This is a genomic window from Sphingobium sp. SCG-1 (assembly GCF_002953135.1).
Lineage (GTDB): Bacteria > Pseudomonadota > Alphaproteobacteria > Sphingomonadales > Sphingomonadaceae > Sphingobium.
The window spans coordinates 1238396-1257620 of sequence record NZ_CP026372.1 but is presented as its reverse complement, the minus strand read 5'-3'; the positions used below and the strand labels follow the sequence as shown (position 1 = coordinate 1257620).

Sequence of the window (19225 nt, the reverse complement as noted above, 5' to 3'; positions counted from 1 at the left end):
GTCGATGAATGCAGCGCTACCCGCTGGAGAGAAGCGGCACGATGTCGACCGGGCGGCCATCGCGGCGCAGTTCGACAGTGACGGTCGCGGCGGAGGGTGCAGCGGTGCCGAGCGGTGTGCCCTGCCGCACGCTGTTCCCGACTTCGACCGACAGGTGGTGCAGATTGGTGATGAGCGTCGTCCAGCCTTGCCCATGGTCGATGATGAGGATCTGCCCGAAGCCGCGATAATAACCCGCATAGGCGACCCGGCCCGATGTCGGCGCGACGACCTGTGCGCCGGATTGCGTGGCAAAGGTGAGGCCGCGGGCGCGGACGCCGCTTTCCGATACTTCGCCAAAGCCGGTGACGAGTTGGCCGACTACGGGGAGGCGATAGGCGGGGAGCCGGGACTGTTCGGGCGCGATGTCGGCGCGGGGCGCGGCGACGCCGCCTGGGCGCGCGGGGCGCATCACCGGGCCGGGCAGACTCGCGAGCCGTTCGCGCAGGACGCTTGCGCTTTCCAGTTGATCCATCAAATCGACGATGTCGCGAGCATGTTCGCCCATCGCAATGGCGCGGTCGGCTTCGAGGCTGGCGCTGGACGCATAATCGCGCGAGGCGATGCGCTTGGCGGTTTCGAGGCGGCGCAATTCGCCCTGCCGCGTGGCGAGTTGGGTGCGGCTGTTCTCCAGCGCGCGGGCAGCCTGTTCGGCAATGCTTCTGAGTTCGCGGCTGCGCGCGAGTTCGGCGCGCAGCCCTGCGGTGCGGGCGCGGATCACGGGCAGGATCGCGTCGAGGACGAGGCGCATATGCACCGCGTCAGTGATCGTACCGGGCTGCGCGATCGCCAGCGCGGGCGGGCGGCGGGCGAGGAGTTGCAGCGCGGCGGTGAGTTTGACGATGGGCTGTTGACGATCGGCCAAGCGGCGGGCCTGCGCGCCCTGTAGCCGTGAGATGATCGCGAGGCGGGCCTGTGCTGCCTGAATGTCAGCCTCGGCCTCCTGTATGCGCGCGGCGAGCGCGGCGGCGCTGCGGTTGGCGCGGTCGGCGTCCTGCGTTGCCTGGTTGGCCTGCGCTTCGAGTTGGCGGGAGCGGCGGGCGGCGGCGTCTGCCTGCCTTCGGGCGGCGGTTAGCGCCTGGCGTTCCTGCGTCAGGCTGGTCGCGCCCATGCCGGGAACCACGAGATCCTGTGCGGCGGCGGCATAGGCCAGCGCGGCGGCGATCATCGCCACTCCCAGCCCTGCACCGATCCGCCCCCTGCCCATCGGGCTATCCTTCGCGATGATAGGGGTGGTTGGCAAGGATGCTTGTCGCGCGCCACAATTGTTCGGCCAGCATCGCCCGCGCCATCATGTGCGGCCATGTCATCGCGCCGAACGCGATCAGCAAGTCGGCACTGGCGCGGGCGGCATCGTCGAACCCATCCGCCGCGCCGATCAGGAAGCGGCATTCGCGGGTGCCATTGTCGCGCCAACGCTCGATGTGTTGGGCGAAGGCCATGGAGGAAAGCTGCGCGCCCTTTTCGTCCAGCATCACGGTGACGGTGCCGGGCGATGTCGGGGGGAGTTTGCCGCCTCGATCGGGCAGTTCGGTGACTTTGGTGGGGAGTGTCACGCGTTTGAGGTAGCGCTCGACGAGGTCCGCTTCCGGAGACCGGCCGATCTTGCCGCGCGCGAGGATGTGCAGGAGCATGCCTTATTTCCCTGCCCTCCCGTCCGTTCGGGCTGAGCGAAGTCGAAGCCATCTCCTGAACGCAGTGAAGGGGCTTCGCCTGCGGCTCAGCTTGACCCTTCGACTTCGCTCAGGGCGAACGGTTTTCTAGGCGGAAGTCGCCACCGGAGCGTCGGTGAAGCCCCACATGCGTTCGAGGTTGTAGAAGCTGCGCACTTCGGGGCGGAACAGGTGGACGATGATGTCGCCCGCGTCGATCAGCACCCAGTCGGCGACCGGCAGCCCTTCGATCCGCGCGCTGCGGCCCGTGGACTGCTTCACGCGCTCGGCGAGTTTCTGTGCCATCGTCGCGACCTGACGCGACGAACGGCCGCTTGCGATCACCATGTAATCGGCGATGCTGCTCTTGCCTTCAAGGGGGATCGAGATGATCTCCTGCGCCTGGTCGTCGTCAAGCGACTGCATGACCAATGCGTGCAGGGCGGCCACGGATTCGGTGTCGGCATAGGGGCGATCTTCGATCACGTCTTGCGGCGCCGTATCGTTGGCGGGGGTCGGTCTGGGCAATTCTACTCCTTCATATAACCATTTTGCGCGTGAGCGAATCACGCACACGCTTCATATCCAACTCGCGATGCCAGAGGGGGTCCGCCTGCCGCAGCAGGGTTGCCGATCGTGGATCAGGGCGAAAGCGCAAAAGCACGAGCGCCGGCGGTCTCCAGTCCGTCCAGTGACTGCTCTGGCGCGCGGGCCGGACGAAGCGCCGCAGCCATGCCATGGCCACAGAGCCATAAGCGGCTTCATTATAGCCCGGACGCGCGATAACGGCAATGGGCATGATATGCGCGATACCGCGCCAGTCCTTCCACTGGCCGAACTGGCGGAGATTATCGCCACCCATCAACCAGATGAAGTCGTTTTGCGGGTAACGCCGGGTCAGCGCCTTGAGCGTGTCGACGGTGTAGCGTGTGCCAAGTTGCGCCTCGATAGTGGTGGGACGGATCGGGGCGCGGCGGGCCTGCGCCTGCGCGCTTGCAAAGCGGGCGCGGAGCGATGCCATACCCTTGGCCGGCTTCAATGGATTGCCCGGCGAGACGAGCCACCACACTTCGTCCAGCCCCAGCGCCTGCAATGCGAACAGCGAAATCGCACGGTGGCCGCCATGCGCGGGATTGAAGGAGCCTCCCAATATGCCGATCCGGGCCATGCCCCGCTTTGGCAGACTGGCGCAGCCACTGCAATCAGCGGCTTGCAGGCCGTAACGCTGAGTGCCACAAACGGGTAATACACTTCCTGTCGGGGAAATTTATGAAACGCGCTTTTCACTTGCCTTTGCTCAGTCTGCTGGTCGCGGGCACGGCCCACGCCGAACCCTATGCTGACGCTACGAAATTGCTGACGCCGTTGCCGCTCAATCTAACCACAGCGGCGGCAGTCGACGCGCGTTGCAGCGAGACATTGGCGGCGGTCGCGCAGTCGCGTGCGGCGCTGGAGGGGCGCAAGGGTCCGGCGACGATCGCGAAGGACTTTGCCGCGTTCGACGACCTGTCCCTGCTGCTGTCCGATGGTAGCAACGAAATGTATCTGGTGTCGCAGACCAGCACGACCGAGCCCGTCAGGACGGCGGCGGAGGCGTGCGTGCAGAAGCTCTCAGACGCGAACACCGCAGTGAGCCTGTCGCGGCCGATCTACGACCGGCTGGCCGCCATTCCGGCGAGCGGGCTGGACGACAAGACGGGCTTCACTCTCAAGAAGATGCTGACGAACTACAAGCTGGCGGGCGTCGACAAGGATGAGGCGACGCGCGCCAAGGTGACGCAGCTTCAGAAGGAGATCACCGAGACCGGCCTGCTGTTCGCGAAGAACATCCGCGACGACAAGGGCGACATTCCGCTAAAGCCCGCGGAATTGGCGGGCCTTCCGCAGGATTATGTCGACGCGCATAAGCCGGGTGCCGATGGTCTGGTGCATCTGACCTTCGATTATCCCGATATCTTCCCCATCCTCGATTTCGCGAGCATTCGCGCGACGCGGCAGAAGGTCGCGACAGCGTTCGGCAATCGTGGCTATCCGAAGAACGAAGCGGTGCTGCGGACATTGCTGGAGAAGCGTTACGCACTGGCGCAACTGCTCGGCTATCCCGATTATGCGACGCTGGTGACGGCGGACAAGATGATCGGCAACCCCGCCCGCGCCGCGCAGTTCATCGAGGATGTGAATGTCGCCGCCGAGCCCGGCGCGGATGCCGACTATGCCGAGCTGCTGACGTTCGCGAAGACGGTCGATCCGACGATCGACAAGTTGCAGGGCTGGGACAATAATTACATGAAGAACCTGCTCCGCAAGCAGAAATATGCTGTGGATGCGGAGGTTGTCCGGCAATATTTCACCTATGAGAAGACGCGTGCGGGTATCTTCAAGCTGGTCGGCGACTTGTTCGGCGCGGACATCCGGCCTTGGAATACGCCCGTGTGGGACAAGAGCGTCACCGCGTGGGAGCTATACGACAAGGGCAAGCTGGTCGGGCGTTTCTATCTCGACATGTTCCCGCGTACGGGGAAATATAATCACGCCGCGCAATTCCCGATCCGCACCGGGGTGGCGGGGCAGCAGGTGCCGGTAGGCGCGCTGATCTGCAACTTCCCGGCGACCGGGCCGATGGATCATGACGATGCCAACACTTTCCTGCACGAATTTGGGCACCTCATCCATTCGCTCTATTCGGGGCATACGCAATACGCGACGCAGTCGATGGGCAATCTGCAATGGGACTTTATCGAAGCGCCATCGCAACTACTGGAGGAATGGGTGTGGGACTATGACACGCTGAAAGGCTTCGCCTCCAACGATAAGGGCGAGCCGATTCCCAAGGCGCTGGTCGAGAAGATGAACGCGGGCCGCCGCTTCGGGGAAGCGGGCGTGTGGAAGGGGCAGCTTGCCTATGCGGCGGTCTCGCTCAATTTCTACAATCGCAAGCCCGACTTTGACCTGAAGCCGATGTACGATCAGCAGATCGCGCGCTACTCGCTGTTTCCGCCCGTGCCGGCGACGCATAACTATGCGAGCTTTGGGCATCTGGATGGCTATTCGGCGATCTACTACACCTATGTCTGGTCGAAGGCGATCGCGCTCGACCTGTTCACGCGGTTCAAGACGGCGGGCATTCGCGACAAGGCGACGGCGATGGCCTATCGCAATCTGGTGCTTGATCCGGGCGGGTCGCAGGACGCCAATGTGCTGATCCAGAACTTCCTCGGGCGTCCGCTGCAACTTGACGCGTTCAAGGAAGAACTGGCGAAGAAGTAGCGCTTTAGCCGAGGACCAGTCGCAGGGCGACGCTGGCGAGGACGGCCAGCCCGAGTACCGTGACGGGTCCGCGGTTGAAGCGCAGCATCAGGATCATTGCGCCTGCCGCGAGGAGCGCTGCGACAGGATCGAAGCTGGAGACGTCAGGCAGTTGCGTGTGGATCGGTCCGGCGCTGAACGGCGTGACGCGCGTGAACAGGACATGCAGCGCGAACCATAGCGCAAGGTTGGCGATGACGCCGACCACGGCTGCGGTGACCCCTGCCAGCGCGGCATGGAGACGGCGGGCATGTTCCAGCCGCTCGATCCATGGCGCGAACGCGAAAATCCAGATGAAGCAGGGGACGAACGTCACCCACAGGACGATGATGCTGGCAAGGATCGCGGCGATGGTCGGCGTGAAGGGCGCGGGGGCGTTCCAGGCGCCGAGGAAGCCGACGAACTGCGTCACGAGGATAAGCGGGCCGGGCGTGGTTTCGGCTAGGCCGAGGCCGTCCGCCATCTGCCCGGCAGAAAGCCAACCCATGTCCTGTACCGCCGCCTGCGCCATATAGGCGAGCACGGCATAGGCGCCGCCGAACGTCACCACTGCGAGTTTCGAGAAGAAGGTGGCGACGTGGGCAAGGACGTGATCCGGCCCGAGGGTCGCGAAGATCAGGGCGACAGGTGCGGCCCAGAGAAGGCAACCGATCAGGACGGCGCGTATCGACTGGCCGAACATCGTACTGGCCGAGGTTGAAGCGGAAGGCGAAGTGGACGCATGATCGACTGTTTTCCCGGTGAGCATGCCCACCAGCGCGGCAACGGCGATCACGATCGGGAAGGGAAGATCGAAGAGGAACAGCGCCACGAAAGCGGCGATGGCGAGCAGCACCTGCGCGCGGGTTTTCAGTGCGCGGCGGGCGATGCGGATGAGCGCTTGCACCACTATCGCAATGACGGCGGCCTTCACGCCCGCCATCGCGGCTTCGAAGCCTGCGAGGCCCGTCGCCTGCACATAGAGCAGTGAGAGCGCCAGCATCACCAGCGCGCCGGGGATGATGAACAGCAGCCCCGCCGCCAGCCCGCCACGAAGACCGAACATGCGCCAGCCGATATAGGTCGCGAGTTGCTGCGCCTCCGGGCCGGGAAGCAAGTGACAGAAGTTGAGGGCGCGCAGGAACGGGCCTTCCTCCAACCATTGCCGCTCGTCGATTAACTCGCGGTGTATCAGCGCGATCTGGCCGGCGGGGCCGCCGAAGCTGAGGCAGCCTATGCGCGCGAAAACGCCGAGGAATTGCCGAAAGGTAGGGGTGTTCTGCGCGTCGATCATGTCATGCCCTCAAGCGCCCGCACGCCTGTGACGTGCAGGGGTATCAAGAGCAACGCTTGAGCGCAGAAGCGCTTCTATGCGGGAGGTCGCCTTGCCCCGCGCTGCCACCGCTATCGCAGGGCAGGCGCGGGATCAAGAGGCGCGTTTCAGCGCGGCGGCTGGTTCAGCTGGTTGGCACGATATTCGCCCTGCCGTTCGAGCATCCAACCGGGATATTCGGGTGGGAGCGCGCTGACCGCGTCCAGCGTCGCCAGTTCTTCGGCGGTCAGCGTGATTTCCGTGGCGGCGATATTGTCCGTCAACTGGTCGGGGCGTTTCGCGCCAATGATGACGCTGGTGACGACTGGCTGATGCAGCAGCCATGCCAGCGCAATGCGGGCGACCGACACGCCGCGCGCATCGGCGATGGTACGCATCGCATCTATGATATCGAAGCCCTTGTCCTTGTCGACCGGCGGAAAATCGAACGCGGCGCGGCGGCCTTCGCCCTCGCCTTCGCGCGTGTATTTGCCCGATAGGAACCCGCCCGCCAGTGGCGACCAGACCATCAGGCCCACTTGCTCCGACCGCATCATTGGCGCGAGTTCGCGCTCCAGATCGCGTCCGGCGATGCTGTAGTATGCCTGCACACTCTCGAACCGGGCCTCATTCAGCCGTTCGGATATGCCGAGGGCTTTGGCGACTGCCCACGCGGGCCAGTTGCTGACGCCGACATAGCGCACGAGCCCCTGGCGAACGAGATCGTCAAGCACGCGGACCGTTTCCTCGATGGGGGTCACGGCGTCCCAGCCATGTATCTGATAGAGGTCGATGTGATCGGTGCCGAGGCGTTTCAGGCTTTCCCGGACCTGCTGCATGATGTGATAGCGCGAGTTGCCGCGCGCATTCGGGCCTTCGCCCATCGGCCCGAACACCTTCGTCGCGATCACCAGATCATGGCGATTGAGGCCGAGCGAGGTGATCGCCTGCCCCAATATCTCTTCCGATGCGCCGTTGCCGTAGACATTGGCGGTGTCGATGAAGTTGATCCCGGTATCGACCGCGCCCTTCAGCAGGGTTTTCGCCTCGTCGAGTTGCAGCCGCCCAATATGGCCCCACATGTTGCCCTCTTCGCCGCCGAAGGTCATGGTGCCGAGGCACAATTCGGACACGAACAAGCCAGTACGGCCGAAACGATTATAGCGCATGGGGGAAGCCTCCGGAGGATCAGTGAGCCGAGCGCGAAGTAGGAACGCGCGCGCCTCTTTCCAACCCTTCGGCGGTTACGGGCGAGCTTGCCCTGTGCCCCGCACCAGCCATTTGTAGGTGGTCAGCCCTTCCAGCGCGACCGGACCGCGCGCGTGAAGCTTTCCGGTGGAAATGCCGATCTCTGCGCCGAGGCCAAATTCGCCGCCGTCCGCGAATTGCGTGGAGGCGTTCCACATGACGATGGCGCTGTCGACGGCATTGAGGAACCGCTCCGCCGCTGCTGCGTCTTCGGTGATGATCGCGTCAGTGTGGTGGCTGCCATGGGCGGCGATATGATCGAGGGCGTCGTCCATGCCATCGACGAAGCGGATGGAGACGATGGCTTCGAGATATTCCGTGTCCCAATCTTCGTCCGATGCGGGAGTCACGCGCGCGTCCAGTGCCTGCACGTCTGCGTCCCCGCGCACCGCGCATTGGGCGTCGAGCAGTGCATTCACCAATGGCGCGGCGGCGGTGAAGTCCCGATCGATCAGGACGGTCTCGGTCGCGCCACAGACGCCGGTGCGGCGCATCTTGGCGTTGACAACGAGCTTGCGGGCCATCTCCGGATCGGCGGCAGCATGGACATAGCTGTGGTTGATGCCGTCGAGATGCGCGAGGACGGGCACGCGCGCTTCTTCCTGGACGCGGGCGACGAGGCTCTTGCCGCCGCGCGGGATGATGAGGTCGATGAATTCGGCGGCTTTGAGGAGTGCGCCTACGGCGGCGCGATCGGTGGTCGGTACGATCTGCACGGCGTCGGCGGGGAGGCCCGCCGCGACGATGCCGGACAGCATGGCGGCGTGGATGGCGCGGTTGCTTTCCACCGCTTCGCTGCCGCCGCGCAGGATCACCGCATTGCCCGCGCGCAGGCACAGGGCAGCCGCGTCGGCAGTGACGTTCGGGCGGCTTTCATAGATGATGCCGATGACGCCTAGCGGCACGCGCACGCGTTGCAGGGCGAGGCCGTTGGGACGCTCGCTGCTGTCGATGATTGCGCCCAGCGGATTGGTGAGCGTGGCGACTTCCTCGACGCCATCCGCGGTGGCGGCGATGCGGCCCGCGTCGAGGCGCAGGCGGTCGAGCATGGCGGGCGACAATCCATTGGCTGCGGCATTTTCCATGTCGCGCGCATTGGCGGCGGCGATGGCCGGGGCCGCATCGCGTAGCGCCTGCGCGGCGAGCTTCAGGGCTTGCGACTTTTGCGCGTCACTGGCCTGCGCCAATATCGCGGACGCCTTGCGCGCGCGTGCGCCGAGCAGCGCGATCAGCATTTCGGGTGTCTGTGTCAGGTCGTTCATAGTCATGGGCCGTAGCATGATTCAGGACGGTGGGAAATGCGCGAGCGGTGGATCAGTATGGTGGTGCTTTCGTCGCGCGCTGCGCCTTGGCGGCTTCGGCCCACCAGCTAAGGTCATCGGCAAAGCGGGGAAAGGCGCGGTCGAGGGATTTGCCTGCGTCGCCAATCGTTTGGCCTTGTTCGTCCAGGGTCTGCGCAATGGGGCCAACAGTGATCGTGCTGGAGATGACGACCATGCCCATCTCGCTCAGCGTCGGGTGCCACATGCTGTTGGAGCGCGCACCGCCTAGACGACCAGCCGAATAGCTGGCGATGGCGGCGGGGCGCCAGAACCATTCCTCCAGGAAATGGTCCGTCAAGTTCTTGAGTCCCGGCTGCATGCCCCAATTATATTCACCGGTAACGAAGATGAAGGCGTCGGCGGTGCGGATCGTCTCGGCCAGCTTTTCCATCGCGGGCGGCGCTTCGCCCTTGGGATGTTCCTTGTACATGCGGTCGAGCATCGGCAAGTCGATCGCCTTGGCGTCGATCAGTTCGGCTTTGTCGCCGCGCGCATCGATGCCCGCTACAATGTAATTGGCGAGGCGTATACCCATCCGGTCGGAGCGATAGGAGCCATAGAAAACCGGGATGGATAACGGCATGACTTTGGCTCCTTTGGGTGGTCAGTCGGCGAAGGGATCGCGGACCAGGATCGTGTCGTCGCGCTGTGGCGAGGTCGATACCAGAGTGACCGGGCAGCCGATCAGTTCCTCGATCCGGCGGATATATTTGATCGCCTGCGCCGGAAGTTCGGCCCAGCTGCGTGCGCCGGCGGTGGTGTCCTGCCAGCCTTCGATAGTCTCATAGACTGGCGTAGCGCGCGCCTGATCCTGGCTGTGCGCGGGGAGATAATCGTAGGTCTGGTCGCCAATGGTGTAGCCAACGCAGATCTTCAGTTCATCAAAACCGTCTAGCACGTCGAGCTTCGTCAGCGCGATGCCGGTAACGCCGGAGACGGCGACCGATTGCCGCACCAGCACCGCGTCGAACCAGCCGCAGCGGCGCTTGCGGCCCGTGACGGTGCCGAATTCATGGCCGCGCTCGCCGAGGCGCTGGCCGGTGGCGTCTTCCAGTTCGGTCGGGAACGGGCCGGAGCCTACGCGCGTCGTGTATGCCTTGACGATGCCCAGCACGAAGCCCGCCGCCGATGGACCGAGGCCCGAGCCGCCCGCTGCCGTGCCCGCGATGGTGTTTGACGAGGTGACGAACGGGTAAGTGCCGTGGTCGACATCGAGGAGCACGCCCTGTGCGCCTTCGAACAGGATGCGCTTGCCCTGCGCCTTGGCTGTGTTGAGGGTGAGCCAGACGGGCTTGGCATAGGGGAGGATGAACTCGGCGACTTCGCGGAGTTGCGCCATCAATTCCTCGCGATCGATCGGCTTCTCGCCGAACCCGGCGCGCAGGGCGTCGTGATGCGCAGTCAGGCGGTCGATCTGCGGGCCGAGGTCGTCTAGGTGCGCGAGGTCGCAGACGCGGATTGCGCGGCGGCCAACCTTGTCCTCATAGGCTGGGCCGATGCCACGGCGCGTGGTGCCGATCTTGCCTGCGCCACTTGCATCTTCGCGGAGACCATCGAGATCGCGGTGCAGCGGCAGGATCAGTGGGCAGGTTTCGGCAATCTGAAGGTTGTCCGGCGTTATGATGACGCCCTGCCCCGCCAGCTTGGCAACTTCCTCGCGGAAGTGCCACGGATCAAGTACGACGCCATTGCCGATGACCGAGAGCGTGCCACGCACGATTCCCGAAGGCAGCAGCGAGAGCTTGTAGACATTATCGCCGACGACCAGCGTGTGTCCGGCATTGTGGCCGCCCTGAAAGCGGACGACGACATCGGCGCGCTCGGCCAGCCAGTCGACGATCTTGCCTTTGCCTTCATCGCCCCACTGGGCGCCGATCACGGTCACATTGGCCACTTGCATATCCTTGGGCGAGGGAACCCCGCACCGGGCGGGGAAAAGTCCCGGTCCCTCTAGGGGCGAAGGGCGAGGCTTGCAACCTCCGCGGCGACGCGCAAGGTGCGACGCCAGCCGTTAGCCAAAGGACCACCCATGATACCAGTCGCCCTGCTCGTCGGATCGAACATCATGATGACAATCGCGTGGTACTGGCACTTGAAAGGGGGCATGAACAAGCCGCTGATCGCGGTGATCCTGATAAGCTGGGGCATTGCGCTGTTCGAATATTGCATGGCGGTGCCTGCAAACCGGATCGGCTATGCGCAGGGGTGGAGCGGCGCGCAGTTGAAGATCACGCAGGAGGCGATCACGCTGATCGTGTTCGGGGCGTTCATGGTGCTGGTACTGGGCGAGCCGCTGAGTTGGCGGCACTTCGCTGCATTCGCGTGCATCATGGCGGCGGTGGCGTTTCTGTTCGTGGGGAAGTAGCGGTTAGTGCGTGCGGCGGGCCGTGAGTTCGCGGACAATGTTAGGATCGGGCATGCCGCGGATCGCGATTTCGGCATAGTCGCCCGCGCTGAAAATCTCGATATTACCGACGCCCATCATCCGCTGAAAAACGCTTTGGGTGATGCGGACGGTGCGGACGCTGGATAGGGCGAGTTGGGTGCGCTGCTTGGACAGCAGGCCGCGTTCCAGCAGGATTTCGCTGTCGCTGAGCGCAAGACGTTCGCCCTTCGACTTGATGTACCAAATGCCGAGGCCGAGTATGCCGACCACGGAAATCAGCAACAGGATGAACAGCAGCGGGTTGCTGCGGAACATCGCCGGGTGCGCGTCATAGAGCCAGTTTTCCGCCACGCGCACCCCTCACGAAATTCAAGGGCGATCATTGTCCGTTGCGTGCCCGATCGTCAAGCGCGCGATGGGGTTCAGGGCTCCAGTCGGACTTGCCCGACGCGATAGCCCTTTTCCTTCATTTCCTTGACATAGTCGTAGCGGGCATCGGCCAGTTCGCTGCGATATTCTTCCCATGCATCGCGGCGGTCTTCGCTGTCGCTGACGTCGTCGAGATCCTTGCGCAGTTCCTGACGCGCTTCGGCGACGTCGGTCTGGTAATCGTGCCAGAGGTTGTTGTCGCGGCCTGCCAAGGGATGCGTGAGGATCACACCCTGTTCGCGCCGGGCCAGTTCTTCCTCGTAGGAGACGGCGCGCTGGGCATGGGCGGCGGGCGCGGTGAGGGCAATGGAGGCCAGTGCGGCGGCGATGATAGCGGTTCTGGTCATCAGGTCTTCCTTTCAGATTAGTATCTGCCTGACGCACCAACGCGGCGGGCAGCGGTTTTCATCCAGGGTTTGCGACGGGCCGAGTGGTTTTTGTCACTCGGCCCATTGCGGTGTCGATTAGCGGCAGCTTACGCCGCCACGGTCAATCTCCCGACCCAGCAGCGCGCCGCCGCCTGCGCCGAGCAATGTGCCAAGCAGGCTGGAGCCGCCGCGATCGAGCGAGTTGCCGAGCAGGCCGCCCGCCGCTGCGCCGATTATCAGGCCGGTGGTGCCGTCACTGCGGCGGCAATAATAGCGGTTGTCGTTGCCGCGATAGATGCGGCTGTTCCGGCTGAGGCGCTGCGGCTGATAGTAGCGGCCGTCGCGATAGTAGTTGTCGGCATAATAGCGCTCACCACGACGTTCGGCGCGATTATAGTCGTAGTTGCGATATTGCCTCCAGTCGCGGGCATCGCGGCGGGCCTCGCGACGATTGTCACGCCGGTCGTCCCGGCGATCCTGACGCCATTCGCGGCGATCATCCCGGCGGTCCTGCTTGTCGCGCCAGCCATGCGCGGGGGCGTGTCCTGGAGGATCGGCCAGCGCGGGCGTCGCGGTCAGGGTCGTGGCGGCGAGCATCAGGCTCAGCAGCATCTTCTTCATGGGGTGTTACTCCTCTCGTTCGTATCGGTGAGGGCATAACGTGGGTTAGGCGCGGTGGTTGCATGAACGTAACATAACGTCCGCGAAGGGCGCGGTTCAGACAAGCGGAACGGGAGGCGGAGGCGGGACGTTATCCCTGCCATCGCGGCCCTGCCCGCCCCCTTACACAACGAAGGATCAGCCATGACCGACACGTCACGCTCCACCGCCGGCACCAACGCCAGCGACCCGATCGACGCCGATTTCGCCAATAGCGAACAGGACGAGACCGGCGAGCAGGCGCAGGATGTGGCGAACGACGCGCTGGTGCGCAGCACCGACCTGACGCAGGAGACCGAGCGCGGCGGATCGACCGACCGCACGCAGGTAATGCCCGACGATGTACCCGACCTGGTCGAGACGATGAACGCGATGGTCAACAGCGGCCGCATCGACAATGGCGCGTTCGCGGGCGAGCCGATGATGGACGATGAAGAGGACATATTGGGCTTCACCGACAGCGACGACGATGAGGACGATGTGCGCCGCGAATAGGCGCTCGCTGTCCCTCTTTCCAAAGTCGTTTTGGGTCGGAAGGTCACGAAAGTCACGCTACGTCACCCCCCGGTCGAGCCGTTTTCCGGGGTAGCGGTGTTGGCGTTCGGGCGCCTGTCTGCCGCCGGAGGGATCGGGCAAGGGGTGCCGCGTCCCATTGCGCTTCATAGAGACCGTCCGCGCCGCCGCTGCGGGGACGGGTATCCTGTCCGTCCAGCCTGATGCCGGGGTGCTGGCTCGGGTAGACCGGCTGACCGGAGATGCCCATCGCCGCGCTGTCCGGACCGAGCGGTCGAGGCGGCAGCGCGCGGTCGATTCGGGAACCGCTGGCGGCGCACACTCCCGTTGGAGAGTTCGGCCCGTTCGCGAGCCCGGCTATGACAAGCGGGCGGTGACGGGCCGAAGGAAGCGCAGCGGCGACGGATCGACTATGGGGGTCTCGTCAGCGAGTCAGGAGCGTGGCACCACCAATGCTTGCGGTTGGAAGGAGCAGCGGTGTTAGCGGATCGGGTGGGGTGTAGGACAGGGGAAACGGCGGTTCATCAGTGTTTAGCCAATAGCCCATATTCAATGTCATGAAAACGAAGCTGGCAGCCACCGACAAAGTGACCGACGCGCCGGGTGCGACGGAGCGCAGCTATGCGGCATGGAAACAGGCGAAGGTTGCGCGCGGTCTGGAGCAAGCCAAAAACGGGGACGCGATGATCCCGTTTGAACAGGTCCAAATTCGCATTAAGAGCTAAATATTAGATCGTAAAGAACTACGCAAGCTTCCGAAGTTATCAAATACCGATGATGTTGTGGTAACATCTAGAACGCGCTTTATTGCTCCCTTCTTGGATGCCAAAACGTCATAGCTAAATTATGTAATTTCTTGCGATGTAAGAGTCGCTCGCTTTCCTTGGGAATATCTACCCATTCGAGAAATTCATTTTTGGTCTGAAATCTGGAGCCATTGTGGATAGCCCACCGGATGAGCCATATGAGATAACGAGCGCATTCTTGGTATAGCGCACTCGCAACTTGCGCTTCGCCCGGGATGCCCTTTCCATGTGCCGCGTTGTTGCGATGAGATGCTAAGGCTAACAAAATATACTCACGTGAGCGGGAGTCTGCATCAAATTTTCCTCCTCGCCTTGCAATCGCTTCATATCCCCCTCTCGTCCCATCAGAACCATGGGATAACAGTCGCTCGAAGCACATCCACACGGACATAACTGCTCGCTGGGGGTCGGGAATTAACCAACTGTTGTTTAACAGTGCCATGCAATGTAGTGCGTCAGGCAGAAGCGGATTACCGTTTCTCTTCCGATTCAGCTTATGTAAAGTTTCGATGCCATTCTGTAGTTTCGATAACTTATTGGCTCCCCAAGACCAAAGTTGGGCGTCATAAGTCTCATTTGTCCAATATGTATCATCATATTTTTTGGCATGGTAATTATACAATGCGAATGTTGGACCTAATTTAAATATAGCTCTAGAGGATTCCGGAAATACCAGACCGGACGAAGTGTTATTCCAGAAGTTGATAAATGAGCCGAACTTCTCTATTTTATCGGTTAACTCGTAACCCGCTACCCAAGCGCTCCTAAATAGCCCTTCGCACCGCAGCACCCCTCCGATGGGTTGAACCGGCCCGTCCCCGTCACGATTTAGTACGGCTTGCCATTCGCGCATTTCGGACGGCAACCGAGAGCCAATACATATCTTTGAACCAAAAAAGTTATACGTAGCTGCGCCTGCCGGGTTGAAGTTTATTTTAGTCCAGGCAGCATATTTTATTTTTGGGGTCTGCCGGAAACTATCGACCGTAGCATTCAACGTGCTTTGAAAAGATTCGGATGACAAATTTTGCCTAGACAACGCTGCCCTTGTAGCTTTGCGAATGCATTCGTTTAGTTCCAATGGATGCATGTCATTAGGACAATGAAAACAAGAAGCTATAGCTGACCGAATGGCTTCTCCAGACCAAGTAAGTATCTGTAGTCCGTCATCAGTAGGATTGAAATGTTCAGGTAGCTTAGAAACCAGATGCTTTAGTTTGTCAGCAAAGGAGTTCCGCACCAGAAGTGTCATTTCACTCCGCCGCGATTCCCGCTGCCTTGAACATATCGTCGCCCTGTTCGTCTTCGACGGTGTCGTTGGCTTTCAGCTTCTTGCGGCGGTCGAAGCTGTCCCATACTTCGTTCCAGTTGCCGCGGGTCGCGCCCTTTGAATATTCGGTGGCGCGGGTTTCGAAGAAGTTCGCGTGCTCCACGCCGTTCAGCAGCGGGGCGAGCCATGGCAGGGGGTGATCCTCGATCATGTAGATCGGCTGGAAACCCAATTGTCCCAGGCGCCAGTCGGCGATGAAGCGGATGTAGCGCTTGATCTCCTTGGCAGTCATGCCGGGCACCGGACCCATTTCGAACGCCAGGTCGATGAAGGCATCCTCCAGCCGCACGGTCTTCTGGCAACAATCGATGATGTCTTCCTTGACCGCCTTGGTCAGGCACTGGCGTTCGGCGACGAAGGTGTGGAACATCTTGACGATGCCCTCGCAATGCAGCGTCTCGTCGCGGATCGACCAGGTGACGATCTGGCCCATGCCCTTCATCTTGTTGAAGCGCGGGAAGTTCATCAGCATGGCGAAGCTGGCGAAGAGTTGCAGCCCTTCGGTGAAGCCGCCGAACATGGCGAGCGTGCGGGCAATGTCCTGATCGCTGTCGACGCCGAACTGCTGCATGTAGTCATGCTTGTCGCGCATCTCCTGATATTCCAGGAATGCGCCATATTCGCTTTCCGGCATACCAATGGTGTCGAGCAAATGGCTGTAGGCGGCGATATGGATGGTCTCCATATTGCTGAACGCGGTCAGCATCATCTTGACTTCGGTGGGCTTGAACACGCGGCCATATTTGTCGTGGTAGCAATCCTGCACCTCGACATCGGCCTGGGTGAAGAAGCGGAAAATCTGCGTCAGCAGGTTGCGCTCATGGTCGGAGAGCTTCTGCGCCCAGTCGCGGCAATCCTCGCCCAGGGGCACTTCCTCGGGCATCCAGTGAATCTGCTGCTGGCGCTTCCAGAAATCGAAGGCCCAGGGGTATTCGAAGGGCTTGTACTGCTTGGAGGCTTGGAGAAGAGACATGGGATTACTCCGGACGTGCAATTAACGGGGTGAAAATTTTGGCGGCGATGGCTCCGGACGCAGAGGTGGCGCGTTTCAGCGCGACTACCCCCGATACAGGAGCGAAATCATGGTTGATACGAGCAGCATCAAGGAACATGCCGAAGTCATCGGCGCGGATGGCGTGCATGTGGGCACCGTGGACCATGTCCAGGGCGACCGGCTGAAGCTGACCAAGAAAGACAGCGGAGAAGGGAGCCATGAGGGGCATCACCATTATATCTCCAACGGCCTGATTGCGGCGGTCGAGGGCGATGGATCGACGGTGCGACTGTCCGCGAACGCCGATGTGGCGGTGACGTTCGAGGAAGAAGAGAACTCCCAGCAGGTATAAGCCCCGCTGGTTACGAAGGATGGGCGCGGCGCATGGCGCTGCGCCCTTTTTCGTGGCCCATGCTTGGCGACTGCGGAAGGAGCGGCAATGGCAGAACAACGCATGATGGCACCCCTTTCCGTCTCTTTACCCGAAGCAAAATTTCGGACGGAAATTCGGCAGCTTAGCCCATCATCCGTCACGCCCCCCGGCATGACGAGAATGTTACTCCACTCTTAATAAAGTGCCAGCGGATTTTCTGCGGCTGGTCACAAAATATCGCTTGCGCCCACAATCACTAGGGTTTGGCGGGGTAGCCAAGCACTAGCAGTTGCGGGCGCGTTTTGTTCTTTTCGGCCGCCGTTTGAGTAGAAAACGGCGGCTTTGCGCGGGTTCCGGGCGCTTTTAGAACAGCCAGCCGAACCGGATGCCGAAGCGATGGTTGGCGAGACGGTCGTTGGCGGGCACGTTCGATTCGACGCTGTTCAACTGATAGAGCAGCGCGATTTCCCACTGACGGCGGATCGTCACAGACGCTTCCACGTCGGCCGTGATGCGCTCGTCCGAGCGGCGGAACCCGGCGACCCGGCGATAGTCGATCTTGGTGTAGCCCGGCTCCACGGCGAAGTTGTAGCCGAGCACGTCGCGGTCGCCCCACTGATAGCTGTAGGCGAGGCTGCCGCCATAGCGCCAGCTATCGAGCGTCGGATCATCCACATCGCGGCGCTGGAGCGTCAACTCGGGACGCAGCGTATGGCCAAGCGCCACTTCGTCGCGCACCCACAGGCGGCCATAATGGATCGTGCCGTCCAGCCCCACGCGGCGATCGTTGCGATGCGTCAGTTCATAGGAACCGCCGAGCAGCATCTCCCCCTGTAGCTGCTTTTCAAAGTTGATCCCCGCACCATAGTTGGCCTGCACGAAATCACCTGACCGCCGCTCCGTATTGGCAATGCCATAGACGCCGAGCGTCATCCGCGCGCCGGGCAAGTTGAAGAGCGGGCCGGTCTCGATCTCCGCCAGCGTCCGATTGATGCGCTTCAGCGAGAATTGGGCGGTCTGCGTGCCGGTGAAGCGCGTGCGCCACTGGTCGCCATTGTCGTTGAGGCGCAGGCGGTGATCGAGCACTGCGCGGACGATGGCGCTGCCGTCATCGAAACGCTGGTTATTGGGATAGCCATCGTCGTCGACTTCGTTGCGCAGCGAGTTGACCAGCGCAGGCGCGTTGGTGTCGTAGGAGACGCCTGCGACAACCGCGCCGTGCAGCGACTGCTTGGGATTGTCGGCCTCGACGCGGGCGAGGATCGCGTTGGCGCGCTCCGTGATGCGCGGGTTCTGTGGTGCGGCGACGACGCCCTGCGCGATGCTCTTCGACTTGGCGTAATAGCGTTCGCGGCGCAGGATGTCGGCCTGCGTCAGTTGGGCGGACTGGATCACCTGCGGCGAAGGCGCGGGCTGCTGCGCGATCACTTCGTCGAGAGTCGCGAGGCTGGCCTGTGGCGCCATGCGGGAGTCCGTCTGCGCGGTTTCGATGCGGGCGCGCGCCTTGTGGTCGATCTCGCGCTGGCCGAGTTGCGCGAATTTCTCGTCCACGCGCTGGATCTGCTCGGGCTTGGCCATGGCCTTGGCGGTTTCCAGTTCGGCGCGGGCCGTGGCGAAGTCGCCCTTGTCGGCGGCAAGGTTCGACAGGCCGAAATGCGCGCTTATCAGGCGGCTGATCGACGGCGGCGGGTTCGTCGCCAATACCTGACGATATTGCGCCTCTGCGCCCACGGTGTCGGCGGGGTCCGCGTCGGCCAGCGCATCGGCCTGCTTCAGCGTGATCGAGGCGGCGATGTCGCGCTCCGCATAAGCGGCGCGTTCACGGATGCGGGCGGCCTTGTCGGGATCCTCGATCGCAGGCGCTTCCCGCGCGGCCTGAGACAGCGACGCGCGCGCGCCGTCGATATCGCCGCGTTCGGCCAGAATGTCCGCTATCTGGAGACGAAGGCGTGGGTGAAAATCGTCGGGATAGGGGCACGGCTCTTCCAGCAAGCCATTATAGGCCGCGATCAATTCGTCCGAGGCGGACCCGGCGGCACGGCGGGCGGAGAGCGCTTCATAGGCATCACCGCGCGCGTTCATCGTCTGCGCATAGGAAATGCGGCGGTCGAGTTGGCTCGCCTGCGTGGCGATCTCCGCGCTGGCCCCCTTTGCACCCGCGCGGGCGGCGAAGCTACGGGCGGCTGCATAATCGCCCCGCGTCAATGCCGACTGCGACAGGCGAAGCGCGGCCCGGCGTGCCGTCTCGCGACGGTCGGCGGGCGTGTTGAGAAGGCGCGTGTAGACGGCGTCGGCCGCATCGCGCTTGCCCGCACGGCGCATACCATCCGCGTCCCACATGGCACGGGCGAGCGGATCGGCGGGCGGCGTCGTGCTACGCGACGGAGCGGCGGCCGCCCTGTCGGTGGACGGCGCGGGGCAAACCGCCGCCATGATCGTGGTGGGCAGCGACAGGCCGGACGTGGCCAGACAAAGTCCGAGTACGGACCGGAAACGGAAAACAGTCAT

At 62.8% G+C, this 19225-nt stretch carries 20 protein-coding genes; 5 read left to right on the top strand and 15 right to left on the bottom strand.

The window, feature by feature from the left end:
* Positions 1–16 precede the first annotated feature (16 nt).
* The 4 genes from C1T17_RS05650 to C1T17_RS05635 form a co-directional block, all read right to left on the bottom strand.
* Entirely contained in the window at positions 17–1246 is a 1230-nt protein-coding gene (locus C1T17_RS05650; RefSeq protein ID WP_104952605.1) for a murein hydrolase activator EnvC family protein, read from the bottom strand.
* A gap of 4 nt (positions 1247–1250) precedes the next feature.
* Positions 1251–1673, bottom strand: coding sequence for a 23S rRNA (pseudouridine(1915)-N(3))-methyltransferase RlmH (locus C1T17_RS05645; protein ID WP_104952604.1), 423 nt, complete (start codon positions 1671–1673; stop codon positions 1251–1253).
* 126 nt (positions 1674–1799) lie between these two features.
* Positions 1800–2219, bottom strand: coding sequence for a ribosome silencing factor (gene rsfS, locus C1T17_RS05640; protein WP_411269210.1), 420 nt, complete (start codon positions 2217–2219; stop codon positions 1800–1802).
* A 10-nt stretch (positions 2220–2229) separates the two neighbouring features.
* Positions 2230–2859 carry a nicotinate-nucleotide adenylyltransferase gene (locus tag C1T17_RS05635; RefSeq protein WP_104952603.1) on the bottom strand — a complete coding sequence of 210 codons (630 nt, stop codon included), beginning with the start codon at positions 2857–2859 and terminating at the stop codon, positions 2230–2232.
* Positions 2860–2960: 101 nt separating this feature from the next.
* Here C1T17_RS05635 and C1T17_RS05630 point away from each other — a divergent pair, with 101 nt between their 5' ends.
* Positions 2961–4958: a M3 family metallopeptidase gene (locus C1T17_RS05630; RefSeq protein ID WP_104952602.1), complete on the top strand. Its 1998-nt coding sequence runs from the start codon at positions 2961–2963 to the stop codon at positions 4956–4958.
* 4 nt (positions 4959–4962) lie between these two features.
* On the opposite strand, the gene chrA is transcribed toward C1T17_RS05630, so the two are convergent.
* The 5 genes from chrA to C1T17_RS05605 all read right to left on the bottom strand — a co-directional run bounded on the left by chrA (position 4963) and on the right by C1T17_RS05605 (position 10752).
* Positions 4963–6270: a chromate efflux transporter gene (gene chrA, locus C1T17_RS05625; RefSeq protein WP_104952601.1), complete on the bottom strand. Its 1308-nt coding sequence runs from the start codon at positions 6268–6270 to the stop codon at positions 4963–4965.
* A gap of 146 nt (positions 6271–6416) precedes the next feature.
* Positions 6417–7457, bottom strand: coding sequence for an aldo/keto reductase (locus tag C1T17_RS05620; protein WP_104952600.1), 1041 nt, complete (start codon positions 7455–7457; stop codon positions 6417–6419).
* Between the two features lie 75 nt (positions 7458–7532).
* Entirely contained in the window at positions 7533–8798 is a 1266-nt protein-coding gene (locus tag C1T17_RS05615) for a glutamate-5-semialdehyde dehydrogenase (RefSeq protein WP_104952599.1), read from the bottom strand.
* A 52-nt stretch (positions 8799–8850) separates the two neighbouring features.
* Entirely contained in the window at positions 8851–9441 is a 591-nt protein-coding gene (locus C1T17_RS05610) for an NADPH-dependent FMN reductase (protein ID WP_104952598.1), read from the bottom strand.
* 21 nt (positions 9442–9462) lie between these two features.
* Positions 9463–10752 carry an adenylosuccinate synthase gene (locus C1T17_RS05605; protein ID WP_104955022.1) on the bottom strand — a complete coding sequence of 430 codons (1290 nt, stop codon included), beginning with the start codon at positions 10750–10752 and terminating at the stop codon, positions 9463–9465.
* A gap of 135 nt (positions 10753–10887) precedes the next feature.
* Between C1T17_RS05605 and C1T17_RS05600 the strand changes: the two genes are divergently transcribed.
* Entirely contained in the window at positions 10888–11223 is a 336-nt protein-coding gene (locus tag C1T17_RS05600) for a DMT family protein (RefSeq protein ID WP_104952597.1), read from the top strand.
* A gap of 3 nt (positions 11224–11226) precedes the next feature.
* Here the strand turns inward: C1T17_RS05600 and C1T17_RS05595 are convergent, their stop codons facing one another.
* The 3 genes from C1T17_RS05595 to C1T17_RS05585 all read right to left on the bottom strand — a co-directional run bounded on the left by C1T17_RS05595 (position 11227) and on the right by C1T17_RS05585 (position 12662).
* Positions 11227–11595: a PH domain-containing protein gene (locus C1T17_RS05595; protein WP_104952596.1), complete on the bottom strand. Its 369-nt coding sequence runs from the start codon at positions 11593–11595 to the stop codon at positions 11227–11229.
* A 71-nt stretch (positions 11596–11666) separates the two neighbouring features.
* Positions 11667–12020, bottom strand: a complete 354-nt coding sequence (locus tag C1T17_RS05590) for a hypothetical protein (RefSeq protein WP_104952595.1) — start codon at positions 12018–12020, stop codon at positions 11667–11669.
* Positions 12021–12137: 117 nt separating this feature from the next.
* A complete protein-coding gene (locus C1T17_RS05585) occupies positions 12138–12662 on the bottom strand; it encodes a glycine zipper 2TM domain-containing protein (protein ID WP_104952594.1) in 525 nt (174 codons plus the stop codon).
* Between the two features lie 183 nt (positions 12663–12845).
* On the opposite strand from C1T17_RS05585, the gene C1T17_RS05580 reads away from it, so the two are divergent.
* Complete coding sequence (locus C1T17_RS05580; protein WP_223262819.1) at positions 12846–13196, top strand: hypothetical protein; 351 nt, start codon at positions 12846–12848, stop codon at positions 13194–13196.
* 575 nt (positions 13197–13771) lie between these two features.
* Positions 13772–13939 carry a hypothetical protein gene (locus C1T17_RS21190; protein ID WP_189338505.1) on the top strand — a complete coding sequence of 56 codons (168 nt, stop codon included), beginning with the start codon at positions 13772–13774 and terminating at the stop codon, positions 13937–13939.
* Between the two features lie 79 nt (positions 13940–14018).
* On the opposite strand, the gene C1T17_RS20955 is transcribed toward C1T17_RS21190, so the two are convergent.
* Positions 14019–15272 carry a hypothetical protein gene (locus C1T17_RS20955; RefSeq protein WP_145958958.1) on the bottom strand — a complete coding sequence of 418 codons (1254 nt, stop codon included), beginning with the start codon at positions 15270–15272 and terminating at the stop codon, positions 14019–14021.
* 1 nt (position 15273) lies between these two features.
* A complete protein-coding gene (locus C1T17_RS05575) occupies positions 15274–16323 on the bottom strand; it encodes a ribonucleotide-diphosphate reductase subunit beta (protein WP_104952593.1) in 1050 nt (349 codons plus the stop codon).
* A 109-nt stretch (positions 16324–16432) separates the two neighbouring features.
* On the opposite strand from C1T17_RS05575, the gene C1T17_RS05570 reads away from it, so the two are divergent.
* Complete coding sequence (locus tag C1T17_RS05570) at positions 16433–16696, top strand: DUF2171 domain-containing protein (RefSeq protein ID WP_104952592.1); 264 nt, start codon at positions 16433–16435, stop codon at positions 16694–16696.
* 384 nt (positions 16697–17080) lie between these two features.
* On the opposite strand, the gene C1T17_RS05565 is transcribed toward C1T17_RS05570, so the two are convergent.
* Complete coding sequence (locus C1T17_RS05565) at positions 17081–19225, bottom strand: hypothetical protein (protein WP_145958957.1); 2145 nt, start codon at positions 19223–19225, stop codon at positions 17081–17083.

Bases quoted from the DNA above. Each gene is read 5' to 3' on its own strand.
- C1T17_RS05650 (WP_104952605.1), bottom strand. From the start codon at position 1,246: ATGGGCAGGGGGCGGATCGGTGCAGGGCTGGGAGTGGCGATGATCGCC.
- C1T17_RS05645 (WP_104952604.1), bottom strand. From the start codon at position 1,673: ATGCTCCTGCACATCCTCGCGCGCGGCAAGATCGGCCGGTCTCCGGAA.
- C1T17_RS05635 (WP_104952603.1), bottom strand. From the start codon at position 2,859: ATGGCCCGGATCGGCATATTGGGAGGCTCCTTCAATCCCGCGCATGGC.
- C1T17_RS05630 (WP_104952602.1), top strand. From the start codon at position 2,961: ATGAAACGCGCTTTTCACTTGCCTTTGCTCAGTCTGCTGGTCGCGGGC.
- chrA (WP_104952601.1), bottom strand. From the start codon at position 6,270: ATGATCGACGCGCAGAACACCCCTACCTTTCGGCAATTCCTCGGCGTT.
- C1T17_RS05620 (WP_104952600.1), bottom strand. From the start codon at position 7,457: ATGCGCTATAATCGTTTCGGCCGTACTGGCTTGTTCGTGTCCGAATTG.
- C1T17_RS05615 (WP_104952599.1), bottom strand. From the start codon at position 8,798: ATGAACGACCTGACACAGACACCCGAAATGCTGATCGCGCTGCTCGGC.
- C1T17_RS05610 (WP_104952598.1), bottom strand. From the start codon at position 9,441: ATGCCGTTATCCATCCCGGTTTTCTATGGCTCCTATCGCTCCGACCGG.
- C1T17_RS05600 (WP_104952597.1), top strand. From the start codon at position 10,888: ATGATACCAGTCGCCCTGCTCGTCGGATCGAACATCATGATGACAATC.
- C1T17_RS05590 (WP_104952595.1), bottom strand. From the start codon at position 12,020: ATGACCAGAACCGCTATCATCGCCGCCGCACTGGCCTCCATTGCCCTC.
- C1T17_RS05585 (WP_104952594.1), bottom strand. From the start codon at position 12,662: ATGAAGAAGATGCTGCTGAGCCTGATGCTCGCCGCCACGACCCTGACC.
- C1T17_RS05580 (WP_223262819.1), top strand. From the start codon at position 12,846: ATGACCGACACGTCACGCTCCACCGCCGGCACCAACGCCAGCGACCCG.
- C1T17_RS21190 (WP_189338505.1), top strand. From the start codon at position 13,772: ATGAAAACGAAGCTGGCAGCCACCGACAAAGTGACCGACGCGCCGGGT.
- C1T17_RS20955 (WP_145958958.1), bottom strand. From the start codon at position 15,272: ATGACACTTCTGGTGCGGAACTCCTTTGCTGACAAACTAAAGCATCTG.
- C1T17_RS05575 (WP_104952593.1), bottom strand. From the start codon at position 16,323: ATGTCTCTTCTCCAAGCCTCCAAGCAGTACAAGCCCTTCGAATACCCC.
- C1T17_RS05570 (WP_104952592.1), top strand. From the start codon at position 16,433: ATGGTTGATACGAGCAGCATCAAGGAACATGCCGAAGTCATCGGCGCG.
- C1T17_RS05565 (WP_145958957.1), bottom strand. From the start codon at position 19,225: ATGACTGTTTTCCGTTTCCGGTCCGTACTCGGACTTTGTCTGGCCACG.